A 12,779-nucleotide genomic window follows, 5' to 3' on the forward strand; every position below is an offset into this window, starting at 1 on the left:
CGTCCTGATCCTCGGCGCCTCCTTCGCCGGCCTCGCCGCCGCCACTGCCCTCGGCCGCAGTCTCCGCGACGTCCTCGTCGCCGCCGTCGGACCACGGCTCCGGCGCCTGCGCACCCGCCGCGACCGCACGCTCGCGTCCCTCGCGGCCGAGACCGGCATCTCGGCGAGCACCCTCTCGCGCCTCGAGAGCGGAGGCCGTCGCGCGACGCTGGAGCTGCTCCTCCCGATCGCCCGCGCCCTCGGGGCGCCGCTCGACGAGCTCGTCGGCGCCGCGCCGGAGGATCCCCGCGTGCACGGGCGGCCGGTGCGCCGGAACGGCATGCTCATCCAGCCGCTCAGCCGCGACGCGGGCGCGCTCCAGGCGTTCAAGCACACGCTCCCGGCCGGGCCGGTGACGGAGCCGGCGGAGCAGCGCGCGCACGAGGGCTTCGAGTGGCTCTACGTGCTGAGCGGGCGGCTCCGCCTGCGGCTCGGCGAGCACGATCTGGTGCTGCCGGCCGGCGAGGCCGCCGAGTTCGACACCCGGGTGCCGCACTGGTTCGGCCGCGCCGACGAGCAGCAGGTCGAGTTCCTCAGCCTCTTCGGCCGCCAGGGCGAGCGGATGCACGTGCGCGCGTCCACGCGCCGCTGAGCGCGGTCACGCCTCGCCGAGCACCTCGCGCGCGAAGCCCTCGGTGCGCGCCCGCAGAGTCGCGATCCGCTGCGCCCGCGCCGCCTCGAGGTCGAACCCGATGTAGGCCACCGACGGGCGCCGCCGCACGTTCACCGAGCACTCGAAGCGGGAGCAGACGAGCGTGCCGAGCGAGTCCCCCGCCCGCCCGGCCGCTCCGGCCTTCCGCGCCCCGAAGAAGACGACGTCGTTCGGGAGCTGCACGTCGCGGCACCACGAGCACTGCGCCCGCGAGCGCGGCAGGGCGTCGGCCTGGGTGAGCAGGACCCCGACGAGGCGCTCCTCCAGCGGCACGACGACGTAGGCGCGGCGGCCCATCCTCCGGTCGCGCCAGCCGAGATGGTCGATGACCGACCAGTCCAGCGCGTCGAAGTCCTTCGGCAGCGCGAGGTCGGCGACCTCCTTGCGGGAGGCGTTGACGAAGGACTCGCGGATCTCGGTCTCGGTCAGTGGCTGCATGGCGCTTCCGAGCCTAGGCCGGGATCAGCCCAGGTGGGCGACGGCCTCCTTCGGAGCCTGGGCGAGGAACTCCTCCTTCTTCACCCGGATCATCGCGACGGCGACGACGGAGGCGACGACCAGCCCGATCGCGGCCGCGACGAAGACCGCGGAGTAGCCGTCGACGAAGGCGACCGGCGACTGCTGCTCGCCCGCGACTCCCGCGTAGAGGGTCGTGAAGATCGACAGCCCGATCGAGCCGCCGATCTGCATGGCGGCGTTCGCGGTCGCTCCGGCGGCACCGGCGTCGTGGGCCGCGACTCCGGTGAGCGCGAGGTTCTGCAGCGGCACGAAGACCATCGCCATGCCGATGCCCAGGAGGATCAGCGCGGGCAGCACCTCGAGGAGGTAGCCGCCGTCGGGGGTGATGCGGCTCAGGTAGAGGAGCCCGGCCGCCGCGATCAGCGGGCCGACGATCATCAGCACGCGCGGGCCGATGCGCGGCAGCAGCTTGGCGGCGACTCCGGCGACGATCATGATCGTCACCGTCATCGGCAGATTGGCCAGGCCCGCCTCGAGCGGCGGCAGGCCCAGGACCAGCTGCAGGTGCAGGGTCAGGTAGAGGGTGGAGCCGATCATCACGCTGCCGACGATCGCCTGCACCAGGAAGGCTCCGCCGCGGACGCGGTCGGCGACGATGCGCAGCGGCAGCGACGGGTGGTCCGAGCGGGCCTGGATCCGCACGAAGAGGGCCAGCAGCAGCACGCCGACGAGGAGGAAGCCGAGGGTGTCGACGCGGAGCCAGCCCTGCTCGGCGAGGGTGAAGCCGTAGACGACGCTCGCGAGCCCGAGCGCGACGGTGATCGTCCCGGCGACGTCGAAGCGGTTGCGCCCCTCCGCGCGGCTCTCGGTGACGAGCAGCTGGCCGGCGATCGCGCCGACCACGACGACGGGGACGTTGACGAGGAGGCACCAGCGCCAGTCGGCGAACTCGGTGAGCAGCCCGCCCAGCACGAGGCCGACGGCGGCGCCCGCTCCGGCGACCGCTCCGAAGACGGCGAAGGCCGTGCCTCGCTCGCGGCCGGAGGGGAAGGAGACGGTGAGGAGGGCCAGAGCGGCCGGAGCGAGCAGCGCGGCGAAGGCGCCCTGCAGCCCGCGGGCGGCGATCAGCTCGGTGCCGGAGGTGGCGAGGCCGCCCCAGGCGGAGGCGGCGCCGAAGCCGATCATCCCGATCAGGTAGGTGCGCTTGCGGCCGGTGTAGTCGGCGATGCGGCCGCCCAGGAGCAGGAGCGCGCCGAACGCGAGGGCGTAGGCGGTGACGACCCACTGGCGCTCGACGTCGGTGAGGCCGAGGTCGGCCTGCGCGGCGGGGAGGGCGATCGTGACGATGGTGCCGTCGAGCACGACGACGAGCTGCGTGAGCGCGAGGATCACGAGCACCCACCAGCGGCGGGCGGAGGAGGGAGCGGACGGGGAGTGCATGGCGGCCTTTCACACGGAGCGGAGCGGGACCGGCGGGTCCGGATCCGAGCCGCGTCATCGGAGCCGAACCACCCCAACCAGTTGGTTGGGCGAAGAAGAGTGTATCGTTCGAGCGCCCGGAGGTGAACCATGGAGCCGACATCCGATGCGGCGCTGCCCGCACGCGAGCGGATCCTCCGCGCCGCCTCCGTCGAGTTCGCCGCCCACGGCTTCGCGGGCGCCCGGGTCGACCGCGTGGCCGCGGCCGCGGGTCTGAACAAGGAGCGGCTCTACGCCTACTACGGCGGCAAGCGCGGCCTGTTCGTCGCGACCGTCGTCGAGGCGCTCGGCGCTCTCGACGAGACGCTCCTCGCCGAGGCGGCGGACCTCCCCGACCTCGCGGGCCGCATGTTCGACCATGTGTGGGAGCACCCGGAGTTCCTGCGCCTGCTCACGTGGGCGCGCCTGGAGGGAGCCGGCGTCTGGGAGGAGGCCGGCGAGCAGCTCGGCGGGGTCCCCGCCCCCGAGGCCCGGGTCCTCGAGTGGCAGCGCACCGGCGTCGTCGACGCGAGCTGGTCCGCCGACGACCTCTTCATCGCCCTCCTCGGCCTCTGCGAGATCTGGCACCTCACCCCCTTCGCCTCCCGGGGCGGGGAGGAGACGCGCGACCGCCGCCGCGCCTTCGTCGTGCACGTCGCGCAGCTGGTGGGCGCACCGCGCTGAGGCCGACCCCTCCCCCGGCAACGGAAGCGACGTCGGCATCTCCGATCCGGACGCGGTGGACGGGGCGGCTCATCCCTCCGAGCCGGAACCCGACGGATCGGACTGGAGTGGGAGGTCCCACGGATCCGGCTTCGGGACGACCCCTTCATCACCCGGAAGGACCGCGCCCGCCGCGCGCTGAGCCTCGTCCTCGAGGAGGAGTGATTCGAAATCGCCGGGCGCGCACGGCATCTCCGCCCCGATCATGTACATCTCCTCGACAGCGCCGGTGACGAAGCTCGCCCGGAGCACCGGTCCGCCCTGCCCGTAGACCGTCGGGCGCGGAGTCGAATCGGTCACTCTCACCGTCATCCCCAGCGACTCCCAGTAGTCCGCGACCTTCCGCGCATCCCCCTCGACATCGGTGCCCGCCGGGGCCCACCAGTCGTAGCTGTAGCTCGCACCGCTCACCCGGTCGCCGGGGCCGCACACATCGGGCCTGGCCGCGCCGCTCCGCGGCCACCACCCCTCCACATCGAGCCGCCCCGCGGAGTCCCGCACGAACTCCACCACCCGGTCCCGACCCTCCCGAGGACTCATCGTGCTCACCGGTCTCGCCTCCTTCTCCGTTGCACAAGCGGTCATCGACATCACGAGCAGAGCGGCGACGGTCAGCGCGACGCCCGTCCGCTGAGGAGAGCCTCTACCCGCCATGGGAGGCTCCCACGACCGCCTTCTGGAAGGCGGTCGGTCCGAGCGGCCGGTTCTCGGTCAGCAGGTCGAGTCGCCGGGAGACGGCCCACGCCGCGTTCTGCAGGGACTCGGTGTTCTTGTCGAGATACCCCGCGAGATCGCCGTCGTCGCTCTTCAGCGCAGCGTGATCCGTCACGATCCTCCCGGCGTCGCCTCCGGTCTCCACACCGAAGACGCGCGCGCCGAAGTCCTCGTCAGCGGGATCCGTGTGGTGGTTCCAGCTGAAGGCGCGGCCCATCCACGCGGCCTCGTCGCCGCTCTCGGTCTCGCCGAGGTACTTGTCCCGCGCCTGCCCCGCGAAGACGGATTCCGCGTGCAGGTCGCTCGCCTCGTCGACGCTGTCCGGGAGGCCGGCCGAGCCCAGCGTCACGACGACCCCGAGCTCGACGTCCGAGCGCGAGGCGGCGACGGCCATGACGGTGCTGCCGTAGGAGTGTGCGACGACGTTCGGCTTCGGCAGGTCGTCGCCCCGGACCGCGGAGAGCCCCTGGACAGCCGAGGCGAGTGCGGCGCCGCCGGCGACCGCCTGGTTCGAGGTGAGGACGTCCATGCCGTTCCCGCCGAGCCGCGCCATCGGCGGGGTCCCGTAGCCGATCCAGGAGACGACGGCGCTGCCGGGCGGGAGGAGCGACTGCAGATTCTGCGACGCCTTCGTCCATCGGGTCATGCTCTCCGTCGTCTGTCCCATCCCGGGGACGGCGTAGGTGACGTTCGTGGCGGTGTCGGGATCGCCGATCGAGACGGCGGCGAGCGGAGGCTCGTCGGCGGTCAGGGAGATGAGGAAGCGCGGGTCCTGACCGAGACCGCGCCGGAGCGATGCCCGCACGTCCCTCAGCGCCACCAGCTGCGACTCCACCGCCGCGAGTCGCTCCCCGTCGCCCGCCTTCCCGCGCAGGCCCGCCGCCTCGCTCCTCAGCGCCACGATCCGCGCCCTCAGCGCCCTCTCGTTCGCCCTCACCCGGGCGCGGTAGGGAACACCCTCCAGATTTCCGATCACCCCGGGCAGACCGGCGACCAGCGCCTCCTGCTGCGGCGAGAAGCGCGCGCCGTCCGTGGAGTCGAGGCTCCGCCACCAGTCGTTCACGAGGGTCGGAGCCAGTCGCCCGAGGCGGGCCGCGAGATCGGGCGACGCGGCGAGGAGTGTCGCGAGATCGTCGGACGAGAGCGCCGCGAGGGTGTCGAGCAGGCTCCGGCCGCCCCGGGGCCGCGCCAGGGTGCCGACGGCGTCGAGGACGGGAACGGAGAGCGCCGCTCCCCCGGCGGCGGTGAAGGCCAGGGAGATCTGCTCGACCCAGGTCGCGTCGGCCGCACCGATCGACAGCAGCTCGCGGAAGCCCTGGAGCACCGAGAAGGACTCGACCGGCGCCCACGAGCAGCGGTTGCCGAAGGCTCCCCAGGCGGCCATCAGATCCTGGAGCCGGGAGCGCATCGCGTCGTCCGCCTGCCGGGTCTGCGAGACGAAGACGTCGAGACGCTCGGGGTCGGCGGAGGTCGTGCCTCCCGAGGCGGAGCCGCCCGGGGACGTGCGGGGCACCGACCGGGGGGAGAACAGCGCACGGATCGGTGGAGGCACGACCGGCCGATCGGACGGCGGCCGGTCGACGACCTCGTCGACTCCCGCCGCGAGGGCCGCGATCGGATCGAGGCGGCGCTGCTGCTCGCGCTCGTCCGCCCGCCGCTCCCAGGCCGCGTACTCCTCCCGGCGCCGACGCTCCTCCTCGGCCTTCCTCGCCACGAGCCGAACCGTGTCGGCGAGCTCGTGCAGCTCGGCGCTCAGCCGACCGCGGTTCTCCCTGTCGCAGACGCAGACCCGGCGGAACCGCTCGGCGTACGCGCCGCGGAACTCGCCCAGCGCGTACTCGGCAGCGACGGACCTCAGCAGCCCCTGGGAGGCGAGCGCCTCCGCCGCCTCGTCCGAGGCGCGGACCAGCTCCGCCGCTGCTGCATGGTCGAAAGAGAACAGGGTCATCGCCTCCTGAGTGAGAACATCTCAGGAAATGTAGAACGACCACGACGGCGTCGGCACCGGGTGGCGCGAGACGGCGCGCGGTCAGCGCGCCCGCGCCGCGTCCGGCGGCACGCAGAAGTGGCGCGGACCGCATCGGTCCGCGCCACTCGTCCAGATCACGCGGCTCACTCCGCCGCGGTCAGCCGCTCCAGGTATCCCGCGAACGCACGCAGGTCTTCCTCGGGCCAGGCGCTCAGCGCCTCCTGCATCCGCTGCCGCTGACGGCCGCCGAGGTCGCGCATCCGCTCGCATCCGGCCGCGCTGAGCGAGAGGAACCGCGCTCGGCCGTCGGCGGGATCGGAGGTCATCTCGACCAGGCCCAGCTCGGCGAGCTGGCGGGCCTGGCGGCTGATCGCGCTGCGGTCGACCCCGAGCCGCTCCGCCGCGGCGCCGGAGTGGACCGGACCGCAGCGCTCGAGGATCCGCAGCAGCCGCAGTCCGAAGGGCGGCAGCGCCGGGTCGATCGACGCCGCCGCGTCCCGGACGGCGAGGCGCACCTGGACGGCGAGCACGGTGATCTGCTCCTCGACCTCGTGCAGCGCCTCGGCCGAGGGCGCGGCGGCGGGCATCAGGAGCGCTCGATCACGTCGACGGAGCCGGTGGGAGCGGCGTGCCGGGCGTGCCCGACCGGCTCCTCCTGCCGCTCCTCGTCGGCGTGGCGGCCGTGTCCGACGGGAGTGGCCTCGCGACCCTCCCGGGCGTGCGTCGCGTCGTCCGTCCGCCGGGCCTGGCCGACGGGGCGGAGCGCCGCCTGGCCGTCCGAGGCGGCGATGAGGGCGTCCTCCGCGGCCTGTAGCGGAGTGGTCGGCTCCGCCTTGAGCTGCACCGCGTTCTTCGAGCCGAGGCTCACGTTCGGCAGGAGGACGACGGCGATCAGCGTGACCACGGCGAGCGGGATGCTGTAGAGGAACACGTCGCCGACGCCGATCCCGTAGGCGCTCTCGACCACGACGCGCACGGCGTCGGGCAGGGTGGCCGGCTGCGGGATCGTGCCGCTGCCCAGCGCCTGCGCGGCGAGAGCCTGGTCGGCGGGAGCGAGCCCCGCGATGCCGGTCTTGATGCGGTCGGCGATCACGGTGCCGAGCATCGAGCCCAGGACCGAGACTCCGACGGTGCCGCCGAGGCTGCGGAAGAACGTGACCGCGCTGGTCGCGACGCCGAGGTTCTTCACCTCGATCGAGTTCTGCACCACCAGGACGAGGTTCTGCATCAGCATGCCCAGGCCGGCGCCGAGGACGGCCATGTAGATCCCGACGAGGACCAGGTCCGTGTCGTAGCGGAGGGTGCTGAGGAGGGAGGTTCCGATCACGGCGAGCACGCCGCCGCTGATCATGATCGCCTTCCACTTGCCGGTGCGCGAGATGATCCCGCCGAAGATCGTCGAGGCGATCAGCAGGCCGGCCATCATCGGGATGGTGAGCAGGCCCGACTGGGTCGGCGTGGCTCCGCGGGCCAGCTGCATGTACTGCGCGAGGAAGACGGCGACGCCGAACATCGAGACGCCGACCGAGATGCTCGCCACGACGGCGAGGCTGAAGGTGCGGTTCTTGAACATCCCCATCGGGATGATCGGCTCGGCCACGGTGAGCTCGGTGATCACGGCGGCGATCAGCAGCACGACGGCGCCGCCGACCATGACCGCGGTCTCCCACGAGGCCCAGTCGAAGTTCTTGCCGGCGAGGGAGACCCAGATCAGCAGGAGCGAGACTCCGCCCGCGATGAGCACGGCGCCGAGGTAGTCGATCCGCACCTTGCGCTTCGGGTGCGCGGGGAGGCGGAGGGTCATCTGGAGGAGGACGATCGCGACGATCGCGACGGGCATCGCGATGAAGAAGTTCCAGCGCCAGCCGAACGCGTCGGTCACGACGCCGCCCAGGAGCGGGCCGCCGACGGTGCCGATCGCCATCACGCCGCCGAAGAGGCCGGCGTACTTGCCGCGCTCACGGGGGCTGATGATGTCGGCCATGATGATCTGGCTCAGCGCGGCGAGTCCGCCGGCGCCCAGGCCCTGGAACACGCGGAAGACGATCAGCATGTTCGTGTCCTGCGAGAAGCCGGCCAGGGCGGAGCCGATGACGAACAGCCCGAGGGCGAGCTGGATCAGCAGCTTGCGGTTGAACAGGTCGGCGAACTTGCCCCAGAGCGGGGTGGAGACCGTGGTCGCGAGCAGGGTCGCGGTGACGACCCAGGTGTAGGCGTTCTGGTCGCCCTTGAGGTCGGAGATGATCCGGGGCAGCGAGGTCGACACGACCGTGCCCGCGAGGATCGAGACGAACATGCCCAGCAGCAGGCCGCTGAGCGATTCGAGCACCTGGCGGTGCGACATGGCGCCGTCCGGCCCGGCGGGGGCGTGCGGCGCGGTGGTTCCGCGCGATGCGGCGCGGTGTTCGGGGTATGACATGGGCTCCTCTTCAGCACGGCGGCGGTTCTAGTTGACTGCGATCAACTATTGACCGAGAGCAACTATATAGCCGGGCGTCACGAATCTCCAGTGGCACTCTGCTGCCGTCCAGGCGCCGCTCCGGCCGCGCCTATCCTCGGAGCATGGACAACATCGATCGGAAGATCCTCGATCTGCTGCGCCAGAACTCCCGCGCGGGCTACGGCGACATCGGCGGCGTGGTCGGGCTCTCCGCCTCCGCGGTGAAGCGCCGCGTCGACCGACTCGTGGCCGACGGCGTGATCCGCGGCTTCACGATCAAGGTCGACCCCGCGGTCGACGGCATGGCCACCGAGGCCTACGTCGAGCTCTTCTGCCGCGGCACCGTCGCTCCGGACGAGCTCCGCCGCATCCTCTCCGCGGTCCCCGAGGTCGTCGACGCGGGCACGGTCACCGGCTCCGCCGACGCGATCGTCCACATCCGCTCGCGCGACATCCCCAGCCTCGAGCTCGCCCTCGAGAAGGTCCGCATCGCGCCCAACGTCGACCACACGCGCTCCGCGATCGTCCTCTCCCGCCTCATCCAGCGCAGCGAGGCCTGACGGATCGCGCCACCTCCTCGACGCGCGTCGCGACCGCCTGGTACTCCATACCTGTATGGTGAATCCAGGAGGGCGAGCATGAGCGACAGGGAACAGGCCGGTACGGCGGCACGACGGAGACGGCGCATCTGGCTGATGCTGCCGGCACTGTTCGTCGGCGTCCTGGCCGGGCACCTCGTCGCGACCGCGGTGGGCGCCGAGGATCCGTGGGACGTCGTGGTCACCGCCGCCGTCGCGGCAGCGGTGGCGTCCGTCGTCCTCGCCCTCGTCGACCGGCGGCGCTGAGCCCTCCCTCCTGGATCGGAATCCGAGGGAGGGAACGACGATGGAACGACAGAGGACGAGCACGGCACTGGTCGCGGCGGCGGCCGCTCTGCTGGCGGTGCCGCTGTTCACAGCGCAGGCCGCGCACGCCGAGCCGGCGAGGCAGGAGACGAGCAGCCGGGTGCACCTCGAGGCACGGGGCGGATCGGCGTCGACGGTGACCTTCGACGTCACCGACGGCACGCGGATCGTCGAGCTGGCGGGCGGCGGGGTCGGCTTCACGGACGGCGCCGAGACGTCCGACGCACTCCCGGAGAGGATCGACGTCGGACGCGGCCGCACCGTGTCGGGCCACTGGTCGATCGACGACTCCGACACGCTCACCTTCCACTTCGCCCCGGACTCGGCGTCCCGCTCGGCGGCGGGCGGCCTGCACCTGAACAGCGACTGGAGCTCGCCCGAGTGGGGCCACTGCGTCGCCGGGAGCGGCGTCAGCGGTGCCGCGACCGGCGGGGTGATCGGCGCGATCTCCGGTCCCGGCGCGATCGCCTCCGCGACCGGCGGGCTGCTCGCGGGGATCATCGGCGGAGCGATCACCTGCTGAGCGCCGCCTCCTGAACGACCCGGATCAGGCGGGCGCGTCCGCTGCGGTGTGGACGCGCTCGCCGCCGATCCAGGTGCCCAGCACCCGGGTGTCCCCGATCGCGCGGAGGTCGCCGGCGAAGGGATCCCGGTCCAGCAGGGCGAAGTCCGCCGCGAGTCCCACGGCGATCGAGCCCGACTCGCCGTCCAGGCCGTTCACCCACGCCGAGCCGGCCGTGGAGGCGGAGAGGGCGGTGGCGAGGTCGAGGCGCTGCTCCGGGAGGAACACCTCCTCGCTCCACCCCGGCTCGCGCTCGGACGGCGCCGAGAGCCGGTTCACCGCGACGTGGATCGCGGCGAGCGGGTCGGGCGTCGACACCGGCCAGTCGCTCCCCGACGCGAGCACCGCGCCCGAGCGGAGCAGATCGCCGAACGGGTACTGCCACGAGCCGCGCCGCTCACCGAGGAACGGCAGCGTCAGCTCCACCATCTGCGGCTCCGCCGAGGCCCACAGCATCTGCAGGTTCGCCGCGACGTCGAGCGCACGGAAGCGCGGCAGGTCGTCCGGATGCACGACCTGCAGGTGCGCGAGATGGTGGCGGTTGCCGCGGCGCCCGTTCGCCTCGATCGCCCGCTCGACCGCGTCCAGGCACTCGCGCACGGCGCGATCGCCGATCGCGTGGAAGTGCACCTGGAACCCGGCCGCGTCCAGGAGCGGCACGGCCTCGTTCAGGAGGCGCGGGTCGACCATCGAGAGGCCGTCGCCGTGACCGTGGCCGCCGTGCCCGTCGAGGTAGGGCTCGAGCATCGCCGCCGTGAAGTTCTCGGCGACCCCGTCCTGCATGATCTTGACGGTCGTCGGAGCGAAGCGGTCGGCGGCGAGCGCCGCGCGCCGCTCGACGAGCTCCGGGATCTGCTCGACGCCGCGGCCCCGGTCCCACCACAGCGCACCGCGGACGCGCCCGGTCAGATCGCCGCTCAGCGCCGCGCGGCGGTACACCGGACCGGGGTCGCCCACATCGCCGTAGGAGCCGATGATCGCGTCCTGCCACGCCGTCACTCCGAACGAGTGCAGGGTCTCCTGCCCGAGGAGTAGCGCGCGGTGGAGCTCGTCCGCGCTCGCCGGCGGGAGGTGGCGGCGGACCGCGTCCATCGCCCCCTCGTGCAGGGTGCCGGAGGGGGTGCCGTCGGCCAGGCGCTCGATGCGGCCGTCGGCGGGGTCCGGCGTCGTGCGGTCGATCCCCGCGAGGCGCAGTGCGGCGGAGTTGACCCAGGCGCCGTGCCCGTCGGCGTTGGTGAGGAAGGCGGGCCGGTCAGGGACGACCGTGTCGAGCTCGCGGGCGGTCGGGGTGCCTCCGGGGAAGTCGGGCAGGTTCCAGCCGCCGCCGAGGATCCACTCCGCTCCGCTCTCCCGAGCCGCGTACTCGGCGACCGTCGCCAGGTGCTCGGCGGGCGACCCTCCCGCTCCGAGCCAGCAGCGCAGCAGCGCGGCGCCGCCCCAGACCGGGTGCACGTGGGCGTCCTGGAAGCCGGGGACGAGCATCCGGCCCTCGAGGTCGACCACCTCGGTGCGCGGCCCGATCAGGTCGGAGGCGTCGGCGCCGACCGCGACGATCCGCCCTCCGACGACAGCGACGCCGTGCGCTCGGGAGCGCACGGCGTCGGCGGTGAAGACGGCGCCGCCGGTCAGGACGAGATCGGCGGCGCGCACGGGTTCAGAAGCCCGCGGGAGCGAAGGCCTGCGTCATCTGGGAGAAGAGCGACACCGTCCAGCCGATCGCGATGAGGAACGACACGACCACGACGCCGAGGAAGACCCAGAGCGGGAGGAGGCCGCCGCCGGTCACGCGCTTCACGACCACGCTGCGGCCGATCACGTAGACGTAGGGAGCGGCGAGGAAGGCCCACGCCCAGTGGAACGGACGCTGCAGGCCGGCTCGCTTCAGCTGGCGCCAGTCGAGGAAGGCGAAGACGACCTCCGCCGCGTAGATCAGGAAGCCGACGACCTGGAGCACGCCGAGGCCGACGAGGTAGGCCGTCGACATCCCCATCGAGGAGCTCGGCCCGTAGGTCGAGGCCATCGACGAGTCGACGATCGCGCTCGGCGGGAGGAGGAAGATCGACAGCGCCGAGAGCAGCGGCAGGAGGACCACCACCCAGATCCACGGGGTGGACGTGACGATGCTCGTGTCACGCTGCTGCACGGGTGCTCCGGGAGCCGCGGAGTAGGCCGGGTACTGCGGCTGCTGCTGGTTGTAGGGCTGCTGCGGCTGCTGGCCGTAGGGCTGCTGGCCGTACCCCTGCTGGCCGTACTGCTGGGGAGCCTGCTGGCCGTAGCCCTGCTGCGGCTGCTGCTGGCCGGAGGGCTGCTGCGGCTGCGGCTGCTGACCGGCGCCCTGCTGGCCGTAGCCCTGCTGCCCGTAGCTCTGCTGCGGGTCGGCGGACGACGGCTGCTGCGGATACCGACCCGAGGCCGACTGCCCGTAGCTCGTCGCCGCTCCGCTCGACGTCTCCCCGTAGGCGGGACGCTCGGCGGGCGGCGAGGGCGGAGTCGGTGCGGTCGGCGGAACGGGAGTCGCGGCGGCCTGCGCCGACCCGCTCTCGGCCGGGGCGGTGGGAGTGGCCGCCGGCGCGTCGCGGAGCGACTCCGTCCAGCCGGTCCCGTCCCACCAGCGCTGACGGGACGAGCCCGCCGGGTCCGGGTACCACCCGGCGCGGGGTCCGGAGGCCTCGCCGCCCGTGCTCGCGCCCTGGTCCGTGCCGGTTCCGTTGTCGTCCGTCATGGCGTCCTCCACTCCCCTCCGGGCGTCTGCCCGCGATCTCGGACCACCGTAGCGCCGCGACACGATGCATGGCCTGAGGGCGGGCTGATCGCGCGCTGTCCGAGCGCTGTCCGCACCGGCAGGCGCCGGAGGCCGC

At 73.0% G+C, this 12,779-nt stretch carries 13 protein-coding genes; 5 read left to right on the forward strand and 8 right to left on the reverse strand.

Annotation, left to right across the window (positions count from 1 at the left end; all coding sequences use genetic code 11):
• The first annotated feature begins 7 nt into the window (after positions 1–7).
• Positions 8–631, forward strand: coding sequence for a helix-turn-helix domain-containing protein (locus tag C5C50_RS13935; protein ID WP_104251267.1), 624 nt, complete (start codon positions 8–10; stop codon positions 629–631).
• Positions 632–637: 6 nt separating this feature from the next.
• Here the strand turns inward: C5C50_RS13935 and C5C50_RS13940 are convergent, their stop codons facing one another.
• Positions 638–1,129: an FBP domain-containing protein gene (locus C5C50_RS13940; protein ID WP_104222848.1), complete on the reverse strand. Its 492-nt coding sequence runs from the start codon at positions 1,127–1,129 to the stop codon at positions 638–640.
• Between the two features lie 24 nt (positions 1,130–1,153).
• Positions 1,154–2,590 carry an MFS transporter gene (locus tag C5C50_RS13945; RefSeq protein ID WP_104273711.1) on the reverse strand — a complete coding sequence of 479 codons (1,437 nt, stop codon included), beginning with the start codon at positions 2,588–2,590 and terminating at the stop codon, positions 1,154–1,156.
• Between the two features lie 129 nt (positions 2,591–2,719).
• Between C5C50_RS13945 and C5C50_RS13950 the strand changes: the two genes are divergently transcribed.
• Positions 2,720–3,292, forward strand: coding sequence for a TetR family transcriptional regulator (locus C5C50_RS13950; RefSeq protein ID WP_104222850.1), 573 nt, complete (start codon positions 2,720–2,722; stop codon positions 3,290–3,292).
• Positions 3,293–3,361: 69 nt separating this feature from the next.
• Here the strand turns inward: C5C50_RS13950 and C5C50_RS13955 are convergent, their stop codons facing one another.
• The 4 genes from C5C50_RS13955 to C5C50_RS13970 form a co-directional block, all read right to left on the reverse strand.
• A complete protein-coding gene (locus tag C5C50_RS13955) occupies positions 3,362–3,844 on the reverse strand; it encodes a hypothetical protein (RefSeq protein ID WP_146085908.1) in 483 nt (160 codons plus the stop codon).
• Between the two features lie 130 nt (positions 3,845–3,974).
• Positions 3,975–5,993 (reverse strand): alpha/beta hydrolase, encoded by a 2,019-nt coding sequence (locus C5C50_RS13960; protein WP_104273713.1) that lies wholly within the window; start codon positions 5,991–5,993, stop codon positions 3,975–3,977.
• Between the two features lie 164 nt (positions 5,994–6,157).
• Complete coding sequence (locus C5C50_RS13965) at positions 6,158–6,601, reverse strand: MarR family winged helix-turn-helix transcriptional regulator (protein ID WP_104222853.1); 444 nt, start codon at positions 6,599–6,601, stop codon at positions 6,158–6,160.
• Positions 6,601–8,358 carry an MDR family MFS transporter gene (locus tag C5C50_RS13970; RefSeq protein ID WP_104273714.1) on the reverse strand — a complete coding sequence of 586 codons (1,758 nt, stop codon included), beginning with the start codon at positions 8,356–8,358 and terminating at the stop codon, positions 6,601–6,603. The genes C5C50_RS13965 and C5C50_RS13970 overlap by 1 nt, the downstream gene beginning before the upstream one ends.
• Before the next feature lie 218 nt (positions 8,359–8,576).
• Here C5C50_RS13970 and C5C50_RS13975 point away from each other — a divergent pair, with 218 nt between their 5' ends.
• The 3 genes from C5C50_RS13975 (at position 8,577) to C5C50_RS13980 (ending at position 9,882) form a co-directional block, all read left to right on the forward strand.
• Entirely contained in the window at positions 8,577–9,014 is a 438-nt protein-coding gene (locus tag C5C50_RS13975; protein ID WP_104222855.1) for an Lrp/AsnC family transcriptional regulator, read from the forward strand.
• 78 nt (positions 9,015–9,092) lie between these two features.
• A complete protein-coding gene (locus C5C50_RS16730; protein ID WP_146076614.1) occupies positions 9,093–9,299 on the forward strand; it encodes a hypothetical protein in 207 nt (68 codons plus the stop codon).
• Between the two features lie 40 nt (positions 9,300–9,339).
• Positions 9,340–9,882: a hypothetical protein gene (locus C5C50_RS13980; protein WP_104222856.1), complete on the forward strand. Its 543-nt coding sequence runs from the start codon at positions 9,340–9,342 to the stop codon at positions 9,880–9,882.
• A gap of 24 nt (positions 9,883–9,906) precedes the next feature.
• Here C5C50_RS13980 and C5C50_RS13985 read toward each other — a convergent pair whose 3' ends face one another.
• Both C5C50_RS13985 and C5C50_RS13990 read right to left on the reverse strand, forming a co-directional pair.
• Entirely contained in the window at positions 9,907–11,571 is a 1,665-nt protein-coding gene (locus tag C5C50_RS13985; RefSeq protein WP_104273715.1) for an amidohydrolase, read from the reverse strand.
• Between the two features lie 4 nt (positions 11,572–11,575).
• Positions 11,576–12,643 (reverse strand): DUF2510 domain-containing protein, encoded by a 1,068-nt coding sequence (locus C5C50_RS13990; protein ID WP_146081478.1) that lies wholly within the window; start codon positions 12,641–12,643, stop codon positions 11,576–11,578.
• Between the last annotated feature and the right edge of the window lie 136 nt (positions 12,644–12,779).

It is taken from the genome of Rathayibacter sp. AY1D9, assembly GCF_002932395.1.
Classification (GTDB): Bacteria; Actinomycetota; Actinomycetes; order Actinomycetales; family Microbacteriaceae; genus Rathayibacter.